We start from the raw sequence: 22,781 nt of genomic DNA on the forward strand, positions 1-22,781 counted from the left end.
CAGTTGAGTTGAGGAGAAAGACGATGACAGAAATTGTGAGACAGATACAAAAGCTGAAAGAGGAAAAGGATGTGCTGATTCTGGCGCATTATTATGTAGATGAAGAAGTTCAGAAAGTCGCCGACTGTGTTGGCGATTCCTATTATCTCAGCGAAAAAGCCGTAGAGGCGAAGGAAAAAGTCATTTTGTTCTGCGGCGTGTCCTTTATGGGGGAAAGCGCGAAGATCCTGAATCCGGACAAACTGGTGCTGATGCCGGACAAAGAGGCGGACTGTCCTATGGCCCACATGGCGACAGCGGAAAAGATCCGCAAAGTAAGAGAAGAATACGAGGATCTGGCGGTCGTATGCTATATCAATTCTACCGCGGAGCTGAAACGGTATTCAGATGTATGTGTGACATCTTCCAATGCCATGAAGATCGTAAGCGCGCTGCCTAATAAAAATATTCTTTTTGTGCCGGATGAAAATCTGGGAAGATATATCGCTTCCAGACTTCCGGAAAAAAACTTTATTTTTAACGACGGATACTGCTATGTGCATAAAGAGATTTCAAAAGCAGACGTGTTAGATGCAAAAAAGCGCTGGCCAGACGCCGAGGTTTTAGCCCATCCGGAATGCCGCATGGAAGTTTTGGAGGAGGCGGATTATGTGGGCAGCACTTCCGGGATCATTGCCAGGGCCGGAGAAAGCTCTGCCAAAGAGTTTATCATCTGCACGGAGACCGGCGTGTTTTACGAGCTGCAAAAAAATAATCCGGACAAACAGTTTCACCCGGCAAAGGAACAGCAGATCTGTTCCGGCATGAAACGGATTACACTGGAAAACGTATTACATACTTTAGAAACGCTGCAGGAGCCGGTGGAAATGGACGAAACCGCCCGGCAGGAAGCGCAGCGGCCCCTGACCAGGATGCTGGAGCTGGCCAGATAAAAAGGAGGACAGCCTCATGGAGAATAAATATGATGTAATCGTGGCGGGCACAGGAGCTTCGGGGATGTTTGCGGCTCTCAGCCTTCCGCGGAATTTAAATGTCCTTATGATTACAAAGGATAAGACGGAAAACAGCAATTCTTATCTGGCGCAGGGCGGAATCTGCACCTTGAAGGAACCGGGCGACTACGATGCCTTTTTTGAAGATACCATGCGGGCAGGGAGATTCGAAAACAGCGAGGCTTCCGTACGCTGTATGATTGAACATGCGGCGGAAGTAAACCGGGAACTGATTTCCTATGGCGTGGAATTCGATAAAAAGGAAGATGGAGATTTCGATTATACGAGAGAAGGAGCCCACAGCGTCTGCCGTATTTTGCATCATAAGGACGTAACGGGAAAGGAAATTACCAGCAAGCTGATTGCCGCGGCTAGAAAAAGGGAAAATATCGAGATACAGGAATACACCCTGATGATGGATCTGGTAATGGAAGGCGGACGGTGCTGTGGAATGATTGTACGGGAAGAAGACGGGACGCTGCGCCAGATCGATGCCAAAGCAGTCATACTGGCTACAGGCGGAATGGGCGGACTGTTTGAACACTCAACGAATTTCCGCCACATTACGGGCGACAGCTTCGCTATGGCGGCAAAGCATGGAATCTGCCTTAAAAACCTCAACTATATCCAGATTCACCCAACGGTGCTTTACACCAACAAACCGGGAAGAGGATTTCTGATTTCGGAATCCGTTCGCGGAGAAGGCGCGGTCCTGCTCAATAAAAATGGAGCACGATTTGTGGATGAATTGCTTCCGCGGGATGTGGTTTCGGCCGCGATTCAGGAAGAAATCCAGAAGACGCACAGCGAGTGTGTCTGGCTCTCTCTGGAGGGAAAACCGGAAGAATGGATTCGGACCCGGTTCCCCAATATCTATCAGACCTGCCTGGAAGAAGGATATGATCTGTGCAGCGAACCGATTCCGGTTACGCCGGCGCAGCATTATCTGATGGGAGGAATCGAAACCAATACCAGCGGCGAAACCTCCGCGAAGAATCTTTACGCGGTAGGAGAGACCGGCTGTAACGGCGTACACGGCGCCAACCGGCTGGCCAGCAACTCTCTGCTGGAGGGCATGGTATTTGCCGGAAGAGCGGCGGAAAAGATCGAACAGACGATCCCGTTTATTTCTTACGGAACAACTCGGGCGGATCTGGAGGATTACGAAGATTTGGAGGCCTGGAAGAATGCCGGAAGAAAACGGATTATGAACGAAATAAAAAGAAGGGACGAGAAATTTTATGATCAATGGTGTCACCACAAAGGTTAATGTTGACCAGTACCTGCTGAGCGCGCTTGCCGAGGATATTACAGGTGAAGATGTGACGACAAACGCGGTTATGCCGGAGCCGAGACGGGGAACAGCCGAACTGATCTGCAAGCAGGACGGTATCCTCTGTGGTCTTGCGGTATTTGAACGGGTTTTTCAGCTGCTGGATGAGGAAACGGTGTTCCAAACGGATTTCCGGGATGGTGACGCGGTGAAAAAGGGAGATGTGATCGGAACGGTGACTGGAAATATCCAGGTGCTGCTTTCCGGAGAGCGGACAGCCCTCAACTATCTGCAGCGTATGAGCGGTATCGCCACCTTTACAAGGGAGATGGTTCAGGAACTTTCCGGCAGCGGGACGAAGCTTTTAGATACGAGAAAGACAACGCCCAATATGCGTATCTTTGAAAAATACGCGGTAAAGGTTGGCGGCGCGCGGAATCACCGTTATAATCTGTCTGACGGCGTCCTTTTGAAAGACAATCATATAGGGGCCGCGGGAAGCGTCGCGGCGGCTGTAAAGATGGCAAGAGAGTACGCGCCCTTTGTCCGCAAAATCGAAGTGGAAGTCGAGAACCTGGAGCAGCTGCAGGAAGCCCTTGAGGCGGAAGCCGATATCATCATGCTGGATAATATGGACGATGATACCATGCGGGAAGCGGTAAAGCGGACAGCTGGAAGAGCGCAGCTGGAATGTTCCGGAAATGTGACAAAGGAACGATTAAAGATAATTGCAGAAATCGGAGTGGATTATGTATCCGCCGGAGCGCTGACCTACGGCGCACCGATTATGGATCTTTCGTTAAAGAATCTGAGGCCGATTGAAATATAGGATAGCAGGCCGCCGCATTTTGTGGCGGTTCTTTTTTTTCACACAAGTCGCATAATATGTTACAATACTAAAAGAAAAAAACGATACAGGAGGTAGTAATATGGTTTATGTACACTTGGCAACCGGTTTTGAAGAAATCGAGGCGCTGACTATCGTAGATCTTCTGCGGCGCGCCAACATCGAAGTTCAGACCGTTTCCATTACAGGAGAAAAGCGGGTAGTAGGAACTCACGGTGTCCCGGTAGAGGCGGATATTCTCTATGAGGAGGCAGATTACGAGAACTGTCAGATGATCGTGCTTCCGGGCGGCCTTCCCGGCGCGGAGCACCTGGGGAATCATGAAGGCCTGACCAGCCATATCCGCTGCTTCGCGGAAAACGGAAAATATCTTGCCGCCATCTGCGCGGCGCCGATGGTATTTGGCGCTCAGGGCGTATTGGAAGGGAAGAAGGCAACGATTTACCCGGGGATGGAAGAACTGCTGAAAGGCGCGCGGCCACAAAGCGATCTGGTTGTCGAGGATGGAACCGTCATCACATCCAGAGGACCGGCTACCGCGATGCCCTTTGCATTGAAACTGGTGGAAATTCTGAAGGGAAAAGAAGTTTCTTCACAGCTTGAGCAGGATCTGTTATGGAACCTAAGATAGATCTTCATATTCATACCTGGTTTTCGGACGGAGCAAGCTCACCGACGGATATTGTAAAACGGGCAAAGGAAGCAGGGTATGATAAAATAGCCATTACGGATCATGATGGTGTTGATGGACTGGAGGAAGCTTTGGAAGCCGGCGAACAGGAAGGGATTCGCGTGATTCCCGGAATTGAGTTGGCAACGGAAACCGCAGATGGAACCGAGCTTCATATCCTGGGATATGGATTTGATCGGAACGACCCGCATTTTCAGGAGATTCTGGCGGATTTGAGGAAAAAGAGAGAAACGCGCAATCAAAAGCTGCTGGCAGTGTTGAAAAACATGGGATATCCTCTGAGCATGAAGGATCTGACCCTGCGTGAGGGGCAGAGGTTTGTCGGAAAACCGATTATCGCCAGAGCCATGGTGAAAAAAGGTTATGTCCAAAAGCCGAAAGACGCTTTTGAAAAAGGAAAATTTTTGGAATCACCGGAAGCGAAAAAAGTCAAAAAAGAAAAATTGAATACGGCTGATGCCATTCACCTGATTCGGCAGGCGGGAGGAACCGCGGTGCTGGCCCATCCCATACAGATACGGGACTTCGGTGAGCCGGGAAGCGAAGCCTTTTACCAGAAGACGGAAAAACTGATCGAGGAGCTGAAAAAAGAAGGCCTTGGAGGGCTGGAATGCTTCCATCCGGATCAGAGTCCGGAAGAGTCAGAGCGTTTCGCGCGGATAGCGAAAAAACAGGGTTTGCGCATAACAAGAGGATCGGATTTTCACGGGAGCGAGTACAAATAAAGAAAAAAGACGTATAATTGGGACAAACTGGGAATACTATATATCGTATGCCTGAAACCGGAGTGTTTTGTGAAACCATCCGGAAAGGCATCCAAATACTCAGTGCCCTGAAAAGGGCGAGATAAAAAGGAAGCGATATTATGAAAGAATTACCCGGTAACAGGAGTCTTTTATTCCTGAAGAAGAGGAAAAAGGCGGTTCTCGGAACAGCATCCGCGGTGCTGGCAGCTGTTTCCATTGCCGCCGGAACTGCCATAGTACCGTCAGACTTTGAAGTACCTGTAATGTTAGCGAACGGAGAAATCATCACACCACCCTGGTATGTCACGGTTGAAGGAGAGCGGGTCGCTCTCGTGGACAGTGAGGAAGACGCCAGAGAAGCCGTAAAACTGGCAGCGGATCATTACAAAAATGAAGAGACCGTAAATATCGAAATAGAAGAACAGACCTCTACCGCGGAAATGGATCTGGAAAATGGGGATGAAAAGCCGGAAATCTTGACCCCAGAGGAGGCCGCGGCGGAGATAACCGCGAAACAGGAACTTACCGTAAAGACAACCGAAGTTGTTACAGAGAAAGAACCGGTAGAGTTTAAAAAAGTAACGAAAAAAACGGACAAACTTTATGTTGGGCAGAGAAAGGTGAAACAAAAAGGCAGCGAAGGCCTCAAGGAAGTAACAAAAGAGGTTACAAAGGAGAACGGGGAAACGATAGAGGAAAACCTGATTTATGAGGCAGTGCTGAAAGAACCTCAGACGAGAATTGTGCTATCCGGAACCAAGCGGCAGGAGGAAGATGCTTTTACTGCCGCTGCGGATGTGAAGCAGGAAGGAAGCGGCGAGCTGACAGCTCCGGTATCTTCTATGAATGTAACTTCCGGTTTTGGACCAAGATGGGGGAGAACCCATCTTGGGGTGGACTTGGGAATGCCTTCCGGTGCCCCTATTTCCGCGGCAGACGCGGGAACTGTAATTTTTACAGGCTATTCCGGGAGTTACGGGAATCTTGTAAAAGTGGATCATGGAAATGGGATGATCACTTATTACGCCCATTGCAGTAGAGTTCTCGCGGAACAGGGACAGGCTGTGGAAAGGGGAGAGGTAATTGCGGAAGTGGGTTCGACAGGAAATTCCACAGGGCCACATCTTCATTTTGAAGTGAGGATGAATGGAGAAAACGTGGATCCCATGAATTACTTTTAAAATGCACTTTTTGTCAGAGCTTTCAGAGGCGAAAACGGCAAAAAACAAAGGATGACAAACAGAAAGGTCCGTTGTATAATATAAGGCAGGTATGTGCACCTGTCTTATATTAGTTTTTATGAAAGAGGATACGGTATGGCATTTTTCAGGGCGATTAGAGAAGATATTAAAACGGTATTGCAAAAAGACCCGGCTGCGAGGAACGGCTTTGAGGTCCTTTTATGTTATCCGGGAGTGTGGGCCCTGATTTGGCATAAACCTGCTCACTGGTGCTATAATCATCATATGAAGTTGCTGGCGAGAATTATTTCCCAGGCAACCCGCTGGTTTACCGGTATCGAAATTCATCCGGGAGCTACGATTGGCAGGAGATGCTTTATCGACCACGGCATGGCGGTGGTAATCGGAGAAACGACGGAGATCGGCGATGACGTGACGATCTATCAGGGCGTTACTCTGGGAGGAACGGGAAAGGATACGGGAAAGCGACATCCGACTATCGGAAACCGGGTTATTGTAAGCTCCGGAGCCAAGGTTCTGGGACCCTTTAAAGTCGGAAATGACGTAAAAATCGGAGCCGGATCCGTGGTTTTAAAAGAAATTCCCGATGGCTGTACGGTGGTAGGAATTCCCGGAACCATTGTAAAGAGAAGCAAACCGACGAATGAAGATTTGAATCAGGTCGATCTGCCGGATCCGATCGCCGTAGAAATGGAGTGTCTCAGAAGGCGTGTTGTAATGCTTGAAAATAAATTGCGGGAAAGAGAGAAAGGAAGTCAAGATGAAGATTTATAATACCCTTACAAGAAAAAAAGAAGAATTTGTGCCGATCGATAAAGATGAAGTGAAGATTTATGTCTGCGGCCCGACGGTGTACAATTATTTCCATATTGGCAATGCGAGGCCGTTTGTTGTATTCGACACATTGAGGAAATATCTGGAATACCGCGGCTACAATGTGAAATTCGTTCAGAATTTTACGGATGTAGACGATAAGATTATTAATAAAGCCCGGGAAGAAGGGGTTCCCGCAGGAGAAGTCAGTGAAAAATATATTGAGGAATATTACAAGGACGCCGCGTCTCTTAATGTAAAGAAAGCGACGGTTCATCCGAAGGTAACCGAGAATATGGATCAGATTATTGCCTTTGTAAAAGATCTGATCGATCTGGGATATGCCTATGAAGTAGACGGCGATGTCTATTACAGCACCCGGGCTTTTAAAGAGTACGGCAAACTGTCCGGTCAGAATATTGAAGATCTGGAAGCGGGTGCCCGTATAGAAGTGGGAGAAAAGAAGAAAGACCCCCTGGACTTTGCTCTCTGGAAGGCGAGAAAAACAGAAGATGAAATTGCCTGGGAATCCCCGTGGGGAATGGGAAGGCCCGGATGGCACATTGAATGCTCCACTATGTCAAAACGGTATCTTGGAGATACGATTGATATTCACGCGGGGGGACAAGATTTGGCGTTTCCCCACCATGAGAACGAAATTGCTCAGTCCGAAGCCCATAGTGGAAAGAAGTTCGCGAACTATTGGATGCACAACGGTTATATTACTATTGACAATGAAAAGATGTCCAAATCCAAAGGGAATTTTTTTACAGTACGGGACATCCTGAAAAGCTATGATGGAGAGGTCATCCGCTTTTTCCTGCTGTCCGGACATTACAGAAATCCAATCAACTTTAGCGACAGTCTGATGGAACAGGCCCAGAACGCTCTGAGCAGAATGCGCAATGCTAAGAGCAATCTGAATCATCTGATTCATACCTGCCAGGGAAAGATGACAGAAAAAGAAAGGACTGCTCTGGAGGGCTTTGATAAATATCGGCAGGAATTTATCCGCGCTATGGATGATGATTTGAATACAGCTGACGCGATTTCGGCTATTTTTGAACTGATTACGGCGATTAATACAGCGGTGAAAGATGGCTCCAGCAAAGAATTCGCGGAAAAATCCATGGAAACCTTGATGGAACTGGCAGACGTTTTAGGCCTTCTGCAGCAGGATAAAGAAGAAGCCCCGATTGACGATGAAATAAAAGCGCTGGTTGAGGAGCGGCAGGAAGCGAGAAAGAACAAGAACTTCGCAAGAGCTGATGAAATCCGTGATCTTTTGAAAGAGCGCGGGATTACGTTAAAAGATACACCTCAGGGAGTGCAGATTATAAAAGAGTAATGGATGCGACAGAAGTAAAGAGAATGAATACAACCGCGCTGGCTTATTTGGGAGACGCGGTCTATGAGGTGGCAGTTCGCGGTTTTGTGATGAAAAGCGGTCAGCAGCATGCGGATCGACTTCACCGCCTTGCTATTAAATTTGTCTGCGCCGAAGGACAGGCCAAGGCACTGAAAGCAATTATGCCGGAACTGACTGAAGAAGAACAGTCCCTGGTTCGCCGGGCGCGAAATCGGCGGATTACGTCAAAGCCGAAGCACGCGGCTCCGGTCACCTACAAGCTTTCAACAGCGTTTGAGGCCTTTGTTGGATATCTGTATCTGACTGGCGATAGGGAACGCATGGAATGGTTTATTGATCGGGCGCTTACCGTCATAAGTGAGAATGGAGCAGGATATGACAGCGAAAAAGCGGAAAGTCCGCAACAGAGCGCGGGATGTCATCGGTGATTATTATAAAACGAATACCCAATATACGAGAGAAAACCGTGAGCGGCAGAAAGAACAAGAAAAAAAGGAAAAGGGATTGAAAAACTGGAGTCCTACGGAAAAGCTGTATCTAACTGTCATTATACTGGGGCTGATCGGTATTTTCTTTCGATATGTCGTTTTTTAAAAGGAGGAAGTGATGAGCAGGGCGGATAAATTATTTGTAACAATGTGTGAAAGAATTCTGAAGGATGGATACTCCTCAGAAGGGCAGAGTGTACGAGCCAGATGGGCGGATGGAACTCCGGCTCATACGATCAAGAGCTTTGGCGTGGTCAACCGTTATGATCTTCAGGAGGAATTTCCGGCGCTGACACTGCGCCCTACAGCGATTAAATCGGCTGTGGATGAAATTCTTTGGATCTGGCAGAAAAAGTCCAATAATATCCGAGATTTAAACAGTCATATCTGGGACGAATGGGCGGACGAAACCGGGTCCATCGGGAAAGCTTACGGATATCAGCTGGGAGTGAAATATAAATTTCCTCATGGGGAAATGGATCAGGTGGACAATGTTCTCTGGCAGCTTTCCCATACTCCGTATTCCAGAAGGATTATGACCAATATCTACAACTTCGCCGACTTATCCGAGATGGGGTTAGAACCCTGTGCTTACAGTATGACGTTTAATGTGACAGGAAACAGATTGAATGCGATTCTCAATCAGAGATCCCAGGATATTTTAACTGCAAATAACTGGAATGTAGTCCAGTATTCGGTACTGCTCCATATGTTTGCGCAGGTATCCGGTCTGATTCCGGGCGAATTGGTACATGTTATCGCGGATGCGCATATTTACGACCGTCATGTGCCGCTTATACGGGAAATGCTGGAGCGTCCGCAATACCCGGCTCCTAAATTTTCTCTCAATCCGGAAATCCGGAATTTTTACGATTTTACAGTGGATGATATTCGAATTGAGGATTATAAGAAGAATCCTCAAATTAAAAATATTCCGGTAGCAATTTAGGAGAATGGCATGAACGCGATTGTAGTAGTGGATGAAAATTGGAAAATTGGACGGGACGGAGGACTGCTGGTGCATCTGTCCGGCGAGCTGAAGTACTTTAAAGAACGGACTTATGGAAAAACGATTGTTATGGGAAGAAAAACGCTGGAATCTTTTCCCGGAAAAAAGCCGCTTCCCGGAAGGAGAAACATTGTACTTACAAAGCAGAAGGATTACAGCGCGGAGGGCTGCAGCATCTGCCACTCTAAAAAAGATGTGCTGGAGCTTCTTGGAGAAGCTGGGGAAGAAGTATTTGTCGCCGGCGGAGAATCTATCTACCGAGAATTTCTCGCGGATTGTGATACGGTTTTTCTGACCAAGATTTACGCGGCATTTCCCGCAGATCGTTCCTTTCCGAATCTGGATGAAGGCGGAGAATTTTCTATTGTGTGGGAGAGCGAAGTCCAGGAGGAAAAGGGAATTCGTTATCAATCCTTTCAATATGTGAGGAACTAAAATGGCAGATATGATTACAGGCAGAAACGCTGTGTTGGAAGCGCTGAAAAGCGATCGGGAAATTGAAAAGCTGATTGTCGCTAAAGGCGCGGAAGGTTCCATCCGGAAAATTACAGGAATGGCCAAGGACAAAAAAATACCGATCCAGTATCGGGAAAAAGCGGCGCTAGATCGTATAGCGGGCAGGAACAGTCATCAGGGCGTTATTGCCCAGGTGTCGGAGTATACTTACTGCACGCTGGATGATATTTTGCGCCGGGCCGAAGAGCGGGGGGAAGATCCCTTTATCATGATTCTTGATGGATTGGAAGATCCCCACAACCTGGGAGCGGTTATGCGAACCGCGGAGTGTTGCGGCGCTCATGGGATTGTAATTCCCAAGAGACGTTCTGCGGGCATTACAGAGACGGTGGCAAAGGCATCGGCAGGCGCGGTGGAATATATGCTGTGCGCCAGAGTCTCCAATATCGGACAGGCCATTGATCAGCTGAAAGAACGGGGAATGTGGGTGGCTGCCTGCGATATGGGGGGAAAGGCTTATACGGAGCAGGACCTGACGGGAAGCCTGGCTGTGGTAATCGGAAGTGAGGGGACAGGAATTAGCAGGCTGGTTCGGGAAAAGTGTGATTTTGTGGTATCCATCCCTATGAAAGGAAAGATTACATCTCTTAATGCGTCGAACGCGGCGGCGATTTTAATGTATGAGGTGGTAAGACAGCGTGAAAGACAAGCGTTATGATGGTCTGACAGACGAACAATTGGCAAAGCAGGCGCAAAATGGAAGCCTGGACGCGGAAGAATATTTGATACGAAAATATAAAGAAGTGGTGCGTACCCGATCGCAGCTTTACTTCATTATGGGCGCAGATGGGGAAGATGTTGTCCAAGAGGGAATGATCGGCCTTTTTAAGGCAATTCGGAGCTATGACGCCAGAAGGGAGACTTCTTTTCATACCTTTGCGGAACTCTGTATCAACCGTCAGATTTTAACAGCGATTCGCCAGGCAAGCAGGAGAAAGCACTCCCCGCTTAACACTTCCGTATCCCTGAACCGACCTCTGTCGGATGAGGATCCGGAGGGAACTCTGGAAGAAACACTTCGGTCGGACAGCAATTCAGAACCGGAGGCTCAGCTGATGTTAAAGGATGTGGCGAAAATGATCCGCAGCAACGAGGGGAATCTGTTCAGCGCTTTTGAATTGCAGGTCTGGAACGAATATCTGCAGGGAAAGAGCTATCGACAGATTGCGGAAGACCTGGGAAAAAGCACAAAAGCAGTAGATAATGCTATGCAGAGAACAAAGAAAAAAATTATAACCTGGCTGTCCTAATAATTGTATAATTTGAAACGTTATTTTGTTGACACAGGGTCTAAAATATAGTACTATAGGAATTAATCGGTGTGCTGTTGTAGCTCAGGTGGTAGAGCGCTTCCTTGGTAAGGAAGAGGTTCGGCAGTTCAAGTCTGCTCAACAGCTCCAATTTTTTTTAAGGGAAGATACATTTTAGGAGGGAAATTGAAAAATGGCAAAGGAAAAGTTTGAAAGAACGAAACCGCATATTAATATCGGAACCATTGGTCACGTAGACCACGGAAAGACTACGCTGACAGCGGCAATCACAACTACGCTGCAGCAGAGATATCAGCTGGGAGAAAAAGTAGCGTTCGACCAGATCGACAAGGCTCCGGAAGAAAAAGAAAGAGGAATCACGATCGCGACTGCGCACGTAGAATATGAAACACCGAACAGACACTACGCGCACGTAGACTGCCCGGGACACGCGGACTATGTAAAGAACATGATCACAGGAGCGGCGCAGATGGACGGAGCGATCCTGGTAGTAGCGGCGACAGACGGACCGATGCCGCAGACAAGAGAACACATTCTGCTGTCCAGACAGGTAGGGGTACCGTATATCATCGTATTCCTGAACAAATGCGACATGGTAGACGACGAAGAACTGCTGGATCTGGTAGAAATGGAAGTAAGAGAGCTGCTGGACGAATATGAATTCCCGGGAGACGACACGCCGATCATCCGCGGATCCGCGCTGGAAGCGCTGAACAATCCGGAAGGACCGTGGGGAGATAAGATCATCGAACTGATGGAAGCGGTAGACAGCTACATTCCGGAACCGCAGAGAGATAACGACAAGCCGTTCATCATGCCGGTAGAGGACGTATTCTCCATCACAGGCCGTGGAACGGTAGCGACCGGAAGAGTGGAAAGAGGAAGCCTGAAAGTCGGAGAAGAAGTAGAAATCGTAGGACTGACAGACGAAAAGAGAAAGGTCGTTGTAACGGGAATCGAAATGTTCCGTAAACTGCTGGATGTAGCGGAAACAGGAGATAACATCGGAGCGCTGCTGAGAGGCGTGCAGAGAGATGAAATCGAAAGAGGACAGGTACTGGCGGCGCCGGGAACGATTCATCCGCATACAAAGTTCACGGGAGAAGTATACGTACTGAAGAAGGAAGAAGGCGGAAGACATACGCCGTTCTTTAACGGATACAGACCGCAGTTCTACTTCCGGACAACCGATGTAACAGGAGATCTGCAGCTGCCGGAAGGAACAGAGATGTGCATGCCTGGAGATAACATCTCCATGACGATCTCTCTGATCACCCCGATCGCCATCGAAGAAGGACTGAGATTCGCGATTCGTGAAGGCGGAAGAACGGTAGGATCCGGAGTAGTATCCGGAATCATCGAGTAATTCGGATTACAGAAGAGAAAAGAGAAATTCGGGCAGGCCAGGCGGCCTGCCTGTTTTGCTAGTAGAGATATGGAATCGAAACATAGACATAAGTTTGCTCTTTTTGTCCGTATGTTTCTGCTTTTTCTTGAATAAATTTACGAGTGTCTGTGGATGCTTTTTTTATGAAATAAGGGAGATTTTACGAAGGACTCTTTCTTATTTTTTCTTGGAAGCCATGGAAAAACTACGGTTGATGGCAATTAAGTTTTTTTGTGTATTTTGTATAACTTTTCGTACAACCTTGACGTTTCCAGAGGATTAAGGTAAAATATACGGTATATTGTGATAAAATAGTGGTACTATTGTTTGGAGGGAAAAATGACACAGAGAAGAATGAAAACAATGGATGGCAATACCGCGGCGGCGCATGTATCCTATGCGTTCACCGATGTTGCTTCCATCTATCCAATTACTCCGTCATCTACAATGGCTGAAGTCGTAGATGAATGGGCAGCTTATGGAAGAAAGAATATTTTCGGGCAGACAGTAAAAGTTGCGGAGATGCAGTCCGAAGCTGGCGCGGCAGGCGCGGTACACGGCTCTCTTGCGGCAGGCGCGCTGTCGACAACCTTTACGGCTTCTCAGGGCCTTCTGCTGATGATTCCGAACATGTATAAAATTGCAGGAGAACTTCTGCCAGGCGTTTTCCACGTAGCGGCCAGAAGCGTTTCGACCCATGCGCTTTGTATTTTCGGGGACCATTCGGACGTTATGGCTTGCCGCCAGACTGGTTTTGCGATGCTTGCTTCCGGTTCCGTTCAGGAAGTTATGGATTTGGGAGGAATCGCACATCTGGCAGCTATCAAAGGTAGGGTTCCATTCCTTCATTTCTTCGATGGATTCCGGACGTCACATGAAATTCAGAAGATCGAAGTGTTCGCTTATGATGATTTTAAAAAGCTGGTGGATTGGGACGCCGTACAGGAATTCCGGGATAGAGCGCTGAATCCGGAACATCCGGTAATTCGGGGAACTGCTCAGAATCCGGATATCTTTTTCCAGGGAAGAGAAGCCGCCAATAAATACTACGAAGCGATTCCGGAAATCGTAGTGGAATATATGAATAAAGTCAGCGAACTGACAGGAAGAAGCTATAAGCCTTTTGACTACGTAGGCGCTCCAGATGCGGAAAATGTTATCGTAGCTATGGGTTCTGTATGTGAAACCATCGAAGAAACCATGAACAAGCTGATTTCCGAAGGACACAGAGTCGGACTGATCAAAGTAAGGCTTTACCGTCCTTTCGTGAAGAAATATTTTATGGACGTTCTGCCAAAGACGGTCGAGAGAATCGCGGTTCTGGATCGGACAAAAGAACCGGGCGCTCTGGGCGAACCGCTTTACCAGGACGTAAAGACGATGTTGTACGGGCAGAGAAACGCGCCGGAAGTATATGGAGGAAGATACGGATTGGGTTCCAAGGATACGACTCCAGGCATGGTGCATGCTATTTACGACAATCTGTATCATAAAAAGCCAAAAGATCATTTTACAATCGGAATTGAGGATGATGTGACGGGCACATCCCTTCCATATACAGAAGGCATCGCCAGAGAACCGGAAGGTACAATCAAATGTAAATTCTGGGGTCTGGGTTCCGACGGTACTGTTGGCGCGAACAAAACTGCGATTAAGATCATCGGAGATAAGACCAACTTGTACGCGCAGGGATATTTTGCGTATGACTCTAAGAAATCCGGAGGTCTGACAGTTTCCCATCTGCGGTTCGGGGAACATCCGATTCAGTCTACATACCTGATTAACCAGGCGGATTTTGTAGCTTGCCACAATCAGGCTTATCTGCGCCAGTATGATATGCTGAAGGATTTGAAAAAAGGCGGAACCTTCTTGCTGAACTGCATGTATTCCGAAAAGGAAATCGGAGAAAAGCTGCCGGCAAAAGTAAAACGGGATCTGGCAAAGAAGAATATTAACTTCTACATCATTGACGCGTGGAAGATCGCGGGTGAAGTTGGACTGGGAAGCCGAATCAACATGGTAATGCAGGCAGCCTTCTTCAAACTGGCGGAAGTTATGCCGGTTGATGATGCCATCAAATACCTGAAAGAAGGAATCGATAAGACTTATAAGAAAAAAGGCCAGAAAATTGTAGATATGAACTGCAAGGCTGTTGATATGGGTGTTTCCGCGATTAAGAAGATTAACGTGCCGGACAGCTGGGCAAATGCGGAAGATCCGAAAGAAAAATATGAAGAGCTGCCGGAGTTCATCGAGGAAATTTTGATTCCGATGAACCGCCAGGAGGGCGATGACCTTCCGGTCAGCGCCTTCAGCGGAAGGGAAGACGGAACCTTCCCGTCCGGAACAGCTGCTTATGAGAAGCGCGGCGTCGCGATTAACCTGCCGGAATGGGATGCGGAAAAATGTATCCAGTGCAATCAGTGTTCCTTCGTATGTCCTCATGCGGCGATTCGTCCAATGTTGCTGACAGAGGAAGAAAAAGCGGCCGCTCCGTTTGGATTTGTAACTGCGGACGCAAAGGGAAAAGGACTGGAGGGGCTGCAGTACAGGATGCAGATTTCTCCTTTGGACTGCTTGGGCTGCGGAAACTGCGCGGATATCTGTCCGTCTAAAGAAAAAGCTCTGGTCATGAAGCCTTACGCGGAGGAAATCAAAGAATCTGAAAACTGGAACTACGGAATTGAACTGCCGAGAAAAGACGACCGGATTTCTCCGGATACCGTTAAGGGCAGCCAGTTCGCGAAACCATATATTGAGTTCTCTGGCGCATGCGCAGGCTGCGGTGAAACACCATATATTAAGTTGGCGACCCAGCTCTTTGGGGATCGGATGCTGATCGCTAACGCGACAGGCTGCTCCTCTATCTGGGGCGCGTCCGCACCGTCTATGCCATACTGCAAAGACGAAAACGGAAGAGGTCCGGCATGGGCAAATTCGCTGTTTGAAGATAACGCCGAATACGGATATGGTATGGCGCTGGCGAGTAAACAGCACAGGGAAAAAATCGAACATAATATGAGAGCGCTGCTGGAACTGGATGTGGACGAAACGCTGAAAGAAGCGATGGAAGAATGGCTGGAATTCAAAGATGACGGCAAAGAGTCCAGAGCAAAGAGTGATAAAGTGGTAGAAGCGATCCAGAACCTGAGGACGGATGATACGGTCGTACGGGCGCTGTGTGCTCGAATTATGGACTTAAAGGACTATCTGGTGAAGAAGTCTATCTGGGCACTGGGTGGAGACGGCTGGGCCTACGATATCGGATATGGCGGGTTAGACCATGTTCTTGCTTCCGGTGAAAATATTAACATTCTGGTATTTGATACCGAAGTATACTCCAACACAGGAGGCCAGGCGTCCAAGGCGACTCCGACAGCGGCAATCGCGAAATTTGCGGCTTCCGGAAAGCGTATTAAGAAGAAGGATCTGGGCATGATGGCCATGTCCTACGGCTATGTATATGTAGCGCAGGTTGGAATGGGAGCAGATAAGAATCAGCTGATGAAGGCAATGCTGGAAGCGGAAGCGTATGATGGCCCATCTCTGATTATTGCCTATGCGCCATGTATTAACCATGGCTTGAAGAAGGGAATGGGCAAGTCCCAGGAGAACATTAAAGACGCGGTAGAAGCAGGATACTGGCACCTGTATCGCTATAATCCGGAACTGAAGAAGAAGGGTCAGAATCCGTTTACTTTGGATTCCAAAGAACCGACGGCTGATTTCCGTTCCTTCATCATGGATCAGATTCGTTATTCATCCCTTGCCAAAGAATTCCCGGATGTTGCGGATAAACTGTTCGCGCTTACAGAAGAAAACGCTAAAGAGCGTTATGAGAGTTATAAGAAGATGGCAGAGTAACTTGTGCCATTGTGGTAATACAGAAAAAGGAAACAATTCCTTTCTACAATAATACCAGCGAAGAACCCGCAAGAGCCTTGCGGGTTCTTTGTTATATGGGGTGGAGCGGTATTATGCGGTCCTGCCGTATCTTTTGATCATTCTTCCGGTCCTATTATGAGAATTAGTTCTTGCAGCAATGCTGCGGCTCGTTTTCTTTTTTCATCAGAGAGGGCGGAGAACGTATCAATTGCCTGAAGAAGCAGCAGCGCGGTTTCCATCTGTCCTTGGGAAAAGGAGCAGGACAGCAGAGCCGCTGGATCCATCTGGAGCCTGGCTGCAATATGTTCTATTGTATCCATTCTGGGATTCCCGTTCCCTTTCAGCAACTCTTGCATCGAAGAGCGGGAGATTCCCAGTTCCTCGGAGAATTCAGCAATCGACTGCCTGCGGCTTACGCGCAGGGCATTCATCGTGTTCGACAGGTTTTTCTGTAATGTCACAAATCATCACTCCCTTCTACAATGATACGGGAGATGAACCCAAAAATACAGCTTGTTAAAGTGGAATCTTGTACTATTATTCCGGCAGGGGCACATCACCGTAAAAATAGAGTATAAAAGGCGGGAGGAAAGACGCATCGTTTATTAATTTCCCACGGGTTTCCCAAAAAGAAAAGGATGTGGCCTTATTTTTTCTTATGAAGCTGCCCTAATATTTCATAGATAATTTTGGCGCCGGCCCAAGACGTGATCTGATTTGTTGTGTCGAGAGATGGCGAAATTTCCACTAGATCCATAGCTTTTATAGGAAGTTGTTCCATTAGTTGATTCAGGATTTCCAAGAGTTCCCGGGATGAAAGTCCCCCGGCTTCCGGTGTTCCTGTCCCTGGCGCGAAAGCAGGATCCAGTACATCGATATCCAAAGTGAGATAGAGGGCGTCGTATCCTTTAAAGTGGGATACAATCCGGTTAATCGCCTCTTGATATCCGTTTTTAAATATATCATAAGCTTTAATGACTAAGAGTTCAGGATGCTCCCTGTAAAGATCGATTTCTTCACTTTCGTAAGAGCGGATTCCGATTTGGGCAAGATCCCGTGGTGAAATATGATCTTCTAAGACTCGGCGCAAAGGGCAGGCGTGAGACCAGCGGCTGCCTTCATATTCGTCGCAGAGATCCGGATGAGAGTCAAAATGGATGAAACCGATTTTTTCTCCTTCATATTTACGGGCAAAAGCGTTTGCCAGCGGGATTGTTACAGAATGATCGCCTCCGATGAACAGACAGAACTTCCCTGAGTTGAGCAGAGAAAAAGCTTCGTCTTCCACTTCCTGAAAAAATGCCTTCCAGTCTAAAGAAAACGCGACATCTCCCTGATCGAACACGCGGATTTCAGGGAAACGCAGGCCGGTGCTGTTTACCGGAGGAAGCACCTTGGTGCAGACACGGACTGCGTCTGGCGCCAGAGCAGCGCCTTTTCCAACGCTGGCCGCCCCGTCAAAAGGAATGCCAAGAATACATAAATCTGCTTCTTCGCAGTTGTCTGTAGAAATTTCTCTCCAATATTCGTTCATAATTACCTCCCTGTTACAGATACATTTGACAATATTATAGTTTTGTTATATCGTTAAATAAACAGTAAAAAGTATGAAAAATGTAAAGTTATTTCACCTAAAAGTATGAAAAAGCGAAGAATGATTGAGAATCGAGAATGGGAAATTATCAATGAAATGGCGGTGGCGCTGTATGGAACGAGAAACAAAGATTCTATGCGCCGGGCATTTCTCAGCCGCCTGATGACACTGATTTCATTTGAACTAGCGGATTTCTCTCTGGCGGCGCAGCAGGACGAAGAACCCTACCGTCTGGAAGATCCGGTAGTTGTAAGTCGGTTTGACAAGCAGAGGGAGAAAGGATTAGCGGAGCTTTATCAGTTGGGATACTACAAGCTGGATTACGTGAGTTGGATTTTCACGCATCCTAAATCCATGGTGTACCGAGAATCGGATCTGATTGACGACAAGGTGAGAAAGGAATCCCTTTTTTACAGAGATTATCTTGCGAAATACGACTTGGGAAGCGTAGCGGGCATTAGTATCATTGGAGGAGAGAAGCTGAAAGGCGCGGTCACACTGTATAAGAGTGAAAAAAACGGAGATTTTACGGATCGGGATCTTTATATTCTGGAAAAACTGATGCCGCATCTGCAAAATGTATTGGGGCAGGAGGAAAAAGAAGAAAAAGAGCGGAATGAAGCCGTGCGAATTTTGAAATATCAGTATGGCATTACCAGAAAGGAGATGGATGTTCTTTGCCTGATTTTGCAAGGCTGCAGCAATGGAGAAATTGCCGAAGCACGCGGGATATCTCAGAATACGGTAAAAAGTCAAGTGGCTGATATTTTTGGAAAGACAGGAGTAAAGTCACGGACGCAGCTTTTTCGTCTGCTGATGGAAAAGGGGATTGCCAGTCCGCTGCTCGGATAGAAGCTCTGCACATTGCAAGGGCTTTGCGGCAAGGAAAAAAGAGTTTGTATATCCGGACGAAAACTACTATAATAATAGGGTAATATTTTGCGGGAAGGAAAATGGGAAATGCACGAGTATCCAATTACGGAGCAGATTGTAAAAATCGCGGAAAAGCACTGCAGAGAAGCGGAGGCGGAAAAAGTAACGAAAGTAAAGCTGGTAATCGGCGATTATTCCGGCTATGTGGGTGATTCGGTCCATATGTATTTCGACTTGATTGCGGAGGGCACTCTGTGCGAAGGAGCGGAGGTGGAAATTGTTCATGTCAAACCCAAGCTTAAATGCCCGTCCTGCGGATGCCTTTTTGAAAAAAAGATGATGTCCTTTGCCTGTCCGCAGTGCGGGACAGACGGTGAACCGACAGATATTGGAAAAGAGTTTTATATCGACAGTATTGAGGTAGAATAATAGAAAGCAATAAAAACGCAAGAAACGGGAGGAAAAAACAGTATGCATGACGTCAGAAAAATTGATGTAATGGAAGGAATTCTGGACGAAAACGATCATATTGCGGAACATATAAACGAGCATCTGGCTGCCCATGGAATCCTGGCTGTCAACGAAATGGGAGCGCCGGGAGTGGGGAAGACCACGACTTTAAAAAATATTTTTAAACATTTAAAGGGATTTAAACCTTATGTCATTGAGGGGGATATTGAATCGGATCTGGATACGCAGGATCTGAAGAACCTGGGGATTGATACCCATCAGATCAATACTTACGGCGCCTGCCATCTGGACGCGCCGATGATCGATCATATGGTGGACCATATGAATTTTGATGAAAGGGGAATCCTCTTCATTGAAAATATCGGCAACCTGGTGTGTCCGGCGGAGTTCAGCATCGGGGAGCATGTGATGATGCTGGTTTCCACGGTAACCGAAGGCAGCGACAAACCTTACAAATATCCGCTGGCCTTTGAAAAAGCGGATCTGATTATTTTGAACAAAGTGGATTTGATGCCATATCTGGATTTTGACGAGGAGTTCTTTATGAAAGGCGTGAGAGCCCTCAATAAAGACGTGCCGGTTTTCAAAGTGTCCGGAAAGACGGGCGAAGGCTTTGAAGATGTGGCGAATTGGCTTATGCAGCGGGCAGGAAAGCTGGAAATAAAGGAACATCACCATCACCACCATGAGCACAAATAAGCTTGTAACGGAGAAAATCAAACTGTGGGGAATTGTCCAGGGAGTTGGATTCCGCCCCTTTGTGGCTAAGATCGCGGATCGCCTGGGAATGAAGGGAGAAGTCCTCAATATCGGAGGACTTGTAGAAATTACAGTGACCGACGAACCGCGGCAGATAGACGCGTTTGTTCGGACCATTGAAGAGGAAAAGCCGGCACCGGCGGAAATCGTCCATATCAAAAGGAGCCGTCAGCCGGTACAGGAATTTTCAGGCTTTACGATTTTAGACAGCGGCTACGGAGATGACGAGGCAGCTATGATTCCGGCGGATCTGGCCATCTGCCCTCAATGTCAGAAGGAACTGCGGGACCCGGACAATCCCCGGTACCGCCACCCGTTTATCAGTTGTATGATTTGCGGACCCCGCTATACGATTATCGATCGGATTCCTTACGACAGGGACAATACGACCATGATCGACTTTCCGATGTGTGATTTTTGTGAGGGGGAATATACGAATCTTCACGACCGCAGATACCATGCCCAGACCATTTCCTGCCACAACTGCGGACCGGTTCTGAGCATGTCGGTGGAAGAGGGAGCCGCGCTTTTGAAGGCAGGAGAAGTCATCGCCTTTAAAAGCATGGGCGGATACAATCTGCTCTGCGATCCTTTAAACGACCGGGCGGTGGAAAAGCTGCGGGAGATTAAAAAGAGAGAACAGAAACCTTTTGCGGTCATGTTTCGAGATCTGCAGCAGATTCGGGAATTCTGTTATGTTTCCGAAACCGAAGAGCGTCTGCTTTCTTCATCGGCAAGGCCGATTCTCCTTTTAGAACACAGGCCGTCCGATTCAAAGGAAATCAACAGGAGCCGGTTCATCGGCTCCTTCCTGCCGAGTATGGGAGCCCAGTACCTGTTGTTGGATCAAATCAGCCCGCTGATTGTAACCAGCGCCAATCTTTCGGAAATGCCGATTATCAAGGATGACGAAGAGATGGAGGCCATGATGAGGCGGCAGCCTTTGATTAAAGGGAGCATTTCCAATAAGCGGCGGATTCAGGTGCGGGTCGATGATTCGGTGGCCAGAGTTATCGATGGGCAGCCGCAGATGATCCGCAGATCCAAGGGGTACGCGCCGGTACCGCTCTATGTAAATACGGATTTTGACGGACAGATTTTGGCTGTCGGAGGACAGCTGAAAAATTCCTTTGCCCTGACGAAGGGGCCTTTTGTCTATATGAGTCAGTATTTCGGCGATATGGACAGTGTGGAAAATCAGCGAATTTATGAAGAACAGATAGATCGGATGGGCGGTTTGTTTCGGATACAGCCTCAGCTTGCGGTATGCGATCTGCACCCCTTGTATTATACGACAGCCTATGGGGAAAAGACGGGATTGCCCCTGCTGAGGGTCCAGCATCATCATGCTCATGTGGCTTCGGTTATGGCGGAGCATGATCTGAAAGGACCGGTCATCGGAGTCAGCTTTGACGGTACCGGATACGGAACAGACGGCGCTATCTGGGGCGGCGAGTTCCTTCTGTGTGAGGGCGGCGAATTCGAGCGGATTGACCATCTGCGGTATGTGAAGATGCTGGGAGGTGATTCCTCTATGAAAGAAGGCTGGAAATCCGCGGTAAGCTATCTTGTCGCCTGGGAAAACGGATACGCGGATGAGAAAGAAGGGCTGGCAGTGGATCTGTCGGAGATTATGGAATTTGCCGGCACTCAAAAAGAGCGAAGCTGGCAGGGTGAAGAATTGGCGAGAAAAGCCATAAGCGCCGGAATCAATACCATTCAAAGCTCCAGTATGGGACGTCTCTTCGATGGGGTGGCGGCGCTTTTGGGAATCAAAGATCGAAACGATTATGAAGGGCAGTGCGCCATTATGCTGGAAGACGCGGCGGCGGATCCAGCTCCGGGCAGGGCAGGTAAACTGGCACGAGACTTTCATCACCGGATTGCAAAACTGATTTTAAACACCTGTGAAGAAATCCGAAAAGAGCGGGGCGTTTCCCAGGTCGCTTTGACAGGTGGAGTCTTCCAGAATAAGATTCTCATGGAGGAAAGCCTGGAGCTTTTGCGAAAACATGGATTTTCTCCCTATTATAATATTTCGGTAAGTCCAAATGACGGTGGCATTGCCCTGGGACAGGCCTATATCGCGTTGAAAAAGAAGGAGGCGGGTTATGGCGATTGAAAAAGTAAGAGAATATTTCAGAAAGCAGGGGATGGAAGAGCGGATTCAGGAATTCGATGTTTCCAGCGCGACGGTGGAACTAGCCGCTAAAGCGGTGGGCGTAATTCCGGCAAGAATCTGCAAAACCCTGTCTTTCGTGGATCCGGAAGGCGGATGCGTGCTGATTCAGGCAGCTGGAGACGCGAAGGTGAATAACGGAAAGTTTAAAAAGCAGTTTGGATTTAAGGCAAAGATGCTTTCCCCGGAAGACGCCCTCGCGCTTACCGGACACGCGGTAGGGGGGATCTGCGCCTTTGCTATTGAAAATAAAGATGTGAAAATTTACGCGGACGTATCTTTGCGGCGGTTTGATACGGTTTTTCCGGCCTGCGGCAGCGCTAACAGCGCCATTGAACTGACCTGTGAGGAACTGTATCAGCATTCTGGTTCGCTTTCGTGGATCGACGTCTGCAAGATACCGGAGGAGGAATAAA

The 22,781-nt window shown here is 47.9% G+C and carries 23 protein-coding genes and 1 tRNA gene; 22 read left to right on the forward strand and 2 right to left on the reverse strand.

The window, feature by feature from the left end; translation table 11 throughout:
• Nucleotides 1-23: 23 nt before the first annotated feature.
• The 17 genes from nadA (at nt 24) to nifJ (ending at nt 16,468) form a co-directional block, all read left to right on the forward strand.
• A complete protein-coding gene (nadA, locus tag H9L42_RS05900; RefSeq protein ID WP_187302463.1) occupies nt 24-932 on the forward strand; it encodes a quinolinate synthase NadA in 909 nt (302 codons plus the stop codon).
• Between the two features lie 16 nt (nt 933-948).
• Complete coding sequence (locus H9L42_RS05905) at nt 949-2,262, forward strand: L-aspartate oxidase (RefSeq protein WP_187302464.1); 1,314 nt, start codon at nt 949-951, stop codon at nt 2,260-2,262.
• The gene (gene nadC, locus H9L42_RS05910) at nt 2,234-3,094 is read left to right on the forward strand and encodes a carboxylating nicotinate-nucleotide diphosphorylase (RefSeq protein ID WP_187302465.1); all 861 of its coding nucleotides are present in this window, start codon (nt 2,234-2,236) and stop codon (nt 3,092-3,094) included. Before H9L42_RS05905 ends, nadC begins: the two co-directional genes overlap by 29 nt.
• 100 nt (nt 3,095-3,194) lie before the next feature.
• Nucleotides 3,195-3,743 carry a DJ-1 family glyoxalase III gene (locus tag H9L42_RS05915; protein WP_187302466.1) on the forward strand — a complete coding sequence of 183 codons (549 nt, stop codon included), beginning with the start codon at nt 3,195-3,197 and terminating at the stop codon, nt 3,741-3,743.
• Nucleotides 3,728-4,528, forward strand: a complete 801-nt coding sequence (locus tag H9L42_RS05920; protein ID WP_187302467.1) for a PHP domain-containing protein — start codon at nt 3,728-3,730, stop codon at nt 4,526-4,528. The genes H9L42_RS05915 and H9L42_RS05920 overlap by 16 nt, the downstream gene beginning before the upstream one ends.
• A gap of 140 nt (nt 4,529-4,668) precedes the next feature.
• Nucleotides 4,669-5,730: a peptidoglycan DD-metalloendopeptidase family protein gene (locus tag H9L42_RS05925; protein WP_187302468.1), complete on the forward strand. Its 1,062-nt coding sequence runs from the start codon at nt 4,669-4,671 to the stop codon at nt 5,728-5,730.
• A 135-nt stretch (nt 5,731-5,865) separates the two neighbouring features.
• Nucleotides 5,866-6,525: a serine O-acetyltransferase gene (cysE, locus tag H9L42_RS05930; RefSeq protein WP_187302469.1), complete on the forward strand. Its 660-nt coding sequence runs from the start codon at nt 5,866-5,868 to the stop codon at nt 6,523-6,525.
• Nucleotides 6,512-7,912 (forward strand): cysteine--tRNA ligase, encoded by a 1,401-nt coding sequence (gene cysS / locus H9L42_RS05935; protein ID WP_187302470.1) that lies wholly within the window; start codon nt 6,512-6,514, stop codon nt 7,910-7,912. The genes cysE and cysS overlap by 14 nt, the downstream gene beginning before the upstream one ends.
• 23 nt (nt 7,913-7,935) lie before the next feature.
• The gene (locus H9L42_RS05940) at nt 7,936-8,361 is read left to right on the forward strand and encodes a Mini-ribonuclease 3 (RefSeq protein WP_207734929.1); all 426 of its coding nucleotides are present in this window, start codon (nt 7,936-7,938) and stop codon (nt 8,359-8,361) included.
• A complete protein-coding gene (locus tag H9L42_RS05945) occupies nt 8,309-8,527 on the forward strand; it encodes a hypothetical protein (RefSeq protein ID WP_187302472.1) in 219 nt (72 codons plus the stop codon). Before H9L42_RS05940 ends, H9L42_RS05945 begins: the two co-directional genes overlap by 53 nt.
• 12 nt (nt 8,528-8,539) lie before the next feature.
• Nucleotides 8,540-9,370, forward strand: coding sequence for a thymidylate synthase (thyA, locus tag H9L42_RS05950; RefSeq protein WP_187302473.1), 831 nt, complete (start codon nt 8,540-8,542; stop codon nt 9,368-9,370).
• A 9-nt stretch (nt 9,371-9,379) separates the two neighbouring features.
• A complete protein-coding gene (locus H9L42_RS05955) occupies nt 9,380-9,865 on the forward strand; it encodes a dihydrofolate reductase (RefSeq protein WP_187302474.1) in 486 nt (161 codons plus the stop codon).
• A 1-nt stretch (nt 9,866) separates the two neighbouring features.
• On the forward strand, nt 9,867-10,604 hold the full coding sequence (rlmB, locus tag H9L42_RS05960) for a 23S rRNA (guanosine(2251)-2'-O)-methyltransferase RlmB (RefSeq protein ID WP_187302475.1): 738 nt from the start codon (nt 9,867-9,869) through the stop codon (nt 10,602-10,604).
• Complete coding sequence (sigH, locus tag H9L42_RS05965; RefSeq protein ID WP_187302476.1) at nt 10,585-11,196, forward strand: RNA polymerase sporulation sigma factor SigH; 612 nt, start codon at nt 10,585-10,587, stop codon at nt 11,194-11,196. The genes rlmB and sigH overlap by 20 nt, the downstream gene beginning before the upstream one ends.
• 73 nt (nt 11,197-11,269) lie before the next feature.
• A tRNA-Thr gene (locus tag H9L42_RS05970) sits at nt 11,270-11,346 on the forward strand.
• A 43-nt stretch (nt 11,347-11,389) separates the two neighbouring features.
• Complete coding sequence (gene tuf / locus H9L42_RS05975; RefSeq protein ID WP_187302477.1) at nt 11,390-12,583, forward strand: elongation factor Tu; 1,194 nt, start codon at nt 11,390-11,392, stop codon at nt 12,581-12,583.
• 360 nt (nt 12,584-12,943) lie between these two features.
• Complete coding sequence (gene nifJ, locus H9L42_RS05980) at nt 12,944-16,468, forward strand: pyruvate:ferredoxin (flavodoxin) oxidoreductase (protein WP_187302478.1); 3,525 nt, start codon at nt 12,944-12,946, stop codon at nt 16,466-16,468.
• Between the two features lie 137 nt (nt 16,469-16,605).
• Here nifJ and H9L42_RS05985 read toward each other — a convergent pair whose 3' ends face one another.
• Both H9L42_RS05985 and speB read right to left on the reverse strand, forming a co-directional pair.
• On the reverse strand, nt 16,606-16,950 hold the full coding sequence (locus tag H9L42_RS05985; RefSeq protein WP_187302479.1) for a helix-turn-helix domain-containing protein: 345 nt from the start codon (nt 16,948-16,950) through the stop codon (nt 16,606-16,608).
• A gap of 185 nt (nt 16,951-17,135) precedes the next feature.
• A complete protein-coding gene (gene speB / locus H9L42_RS05990; protein ID WP_187302480.1) occupies nt 17,136-18,023 on the reverse strand; it encodes an agmatinase in 888 nt (295 codons plus the stop codon).
• A gap of 120 nt (nt 18,024-18,143) precedes the next feature.
• Between speB and H9L42_RS05995 the strand changes: the two genes are divergently transcribed.
• The 5 genes from H9L42_RS05995 (at nt 18,144) to H9L42_RS06015 (ending at nt 22,780) form a co-directional block, all read left to right on the forward strand.
• Complete coding sequence (locus tag H9L42_RS05995; RefSeq protein ID WP_187302481.1) at nt 18,144-18,935, forward strand: response regulator transcription factor; 792 nt, start codon at nt 18,144-18,146, stop codon at nt 18,933-18,935.
• 108 nt (nt 18,936-19,043) lie between these two features.
• Entirely contained in the window at nt 19,044-19,385 is a 342-nt protein-coding gene (gene hypA, locus H9L42_RS06000) for a hydrogenase maturation nickel metallochaperone HypA (RefSeq protein ID WP_187302482.1), read from the forward strand.
• A gap of 42 nt (nt 19,386-19,427) precedes the next feature.
• Entirely contained in the window at nt 19,428-20,126 is a 699-nt protein-coding gene (gene hypB, locus H9L42_RS06005; protein WP_187302483.1) for a hydrogenase nickel incorporation protein HypB, read from the forward strand.
• Nucleotides 20,113-22,308 (forward strand): carbamoyltransferase HypF, encoded by a 2,196-nt coding sequence (hypF, locus tag H9L42_RS06010; protein ID WP_187302484.1) that lies wholly within the window; start codon nt 20,113-20,115, stop codon nt 22,306-22,308. Before hypB ends, hypF begins: the two co-directional genes overlap by 14 nt.
• Nucleotides 22,298-22,780 (forward strand): YbaK/EbsC family protein, encoded by a 483-nt coding sequence (locus H9L42_RS06015; RefSeq protein ID WP_187302485.1) that lies wholly within the window; start codon nt 22,298-22,300, stop codon nt 22,778-22,780. The genes hypF and H9L42_RS06015 overlap by 11 nt, the downstream gene beginning before the upstream one ends.
• The last annotated feature ends 1 nt before the right edge of the window (nt 22,781 follow it).

The organism is Zhenpiania hominis (assembly GCF_014333425.1).
Classification (GTDB): Bacteria; Bacillota; Clostridia; order Peptostreptococcales; family Anaerovoracaceae; genus Hominibacterium; species Hominibacterium hominis.

Excerpts from the sequence above, each read along its gene's own strand:
- nadA (WP_187302463.1), top strand. The coding sequence starts at position 24 with ATGACAGAAATTGTGAGACAGATACAAAAGCTGAAAGAGGAAAAGGAT.
- H9L42_RS05905 (WP_187302464.1), top strand. The coding sequence starts at position 949 with ATGGAGAATAAATATGATGTAATCGTGGCGGGCACAGGAGCTTCGGGG.
- nadC (WP_187302465.1), top strand. The coding sequence starts at position 2,234 with ATGATCAATGGTGTCACCACAAAGGTTAATGTTGACCAGTACCTGCTG.
- H9L42_RS05915 (WP_187302466.1), top strand. The coding sequence starts at position 3,195 with ATGGTTTATGTACACTTGGCAACCGGTTTTGAAGAAATCGAGGCGCTG.
- H9L42_RS05920 (WP_187302467.1), top strand. The coding sequence starts at position 3,728 with ATGGAACCTAAGATAGATCTTCATATTCATACCTGGTTTTCGGACGGA.
- H9L42_RS05925 (WP_187302468.1), top strand. The coding sequence starts at position 4,669 with ATGAAAGAATTACCCGGTAACAGGAGTCTTTTATTCCTGAAGAAGAGG.
- cysE (WP_187302469.1), top strand. The coding sequence starts at position 5,866 with ATGGCATTTTTCAGGGCGATTAGAGAAGATATTAAAACGGTATTGCAA.
- cysS (WP_187302470.1), top strand. The coding sequence starts at position 6,512 with ATGAAGATTTATAATACCCTTACAAGAAAAAAAGAAGAATTTGTGCCG.
- H9L42_RS05940 (WP_207734929.1), top strand. The coding sequence starts at position 7,936 with ATGAATACAACCGCGCTGGCTTATTTGGGAGACGCGGTCTATGAGGTG.
- H9L42_RS05945 (WP_187302472.1), top strand. The coding sequence starts at position 8,309 with ATGACAGCGAAAAAGCGGAAAGTCCGCAACAGAGCGCGGGATGTCATC.
- thyA (WP_187302473.1), top strand. The coding sequence starts at position 8,540 with ATGAGCAGGGCGGATAAATTATTTGTAACAATGTGTGAAAGAATTCTG.
- H9L42_RS05955 (WP_187302474.1), top strand. The coding sequence starts at position 9,380 with ATGAACGCGATTGTAGTAGTGGATGAAAATTGGAAAATTGGACGGGAC.
- rlmB (WP_187302475.1), top strand. The coding sequence starts at position 9,867 with ATGGCAGATATGATTACAGGCAGAAACGCTGTGTTGGAAGCGCTGAAA.
- tuf (WP_187302477.1), top strand. The coding sequence starts at position 11,390 with ATGGCAAAGGAAAAGTTTGAAAGAACGAAACCGCATATTAATATCGGA.
- nifJ (WP_187302478.1), top strand. The coding sequence starts at position 12,944 with ATGACACAGAGAAGAATGAAAACAATGGATGGCAATACCGCGGCGGCG.
- speB (WP_187302480.1), bottom strand. The coding sequence starts at position 18,023 with ATGAACGAATATTGGAGAGAAATTTCTACAGACAACTGCGAAGAAGCA.
- H9L42_RS05995 (WP_187302481.1), top strand. The coding sequence starts at position 18,144 with ATGATTGAGAATCGAGAATGGGAAATTATCAATGAAATGGCGGTGGCG.
- hypA (WP_187302482.1), top strand. The coding sequence starts at position 19,044 with ATGCACGAGTATCCAATTACGGAGCAGATTGTAAAAATCGCGGAAAAG.
- hypB (WP_187302483.1), top strand. The coding sequence starts at position 19,428 with ATGCATGACGTCAGAAAAATTGATGTAATGGAAGGAATTCTGGACGAA.
- hypF (WP_187302484.1), top strand. The coding sequence starts at position 20,113 with ATGAGCACAAATAAGCTTGTAACGGAGAAAATCAAACTGTGGGGAATT.
- H9L42_RS06015 (WP_187302485.1), top strand. The coding sequence starts at position 22,298 with ATGGCGATTGAAAAAGTAAGAGAATATTTCAGAAAGCAGGGGATGGAA.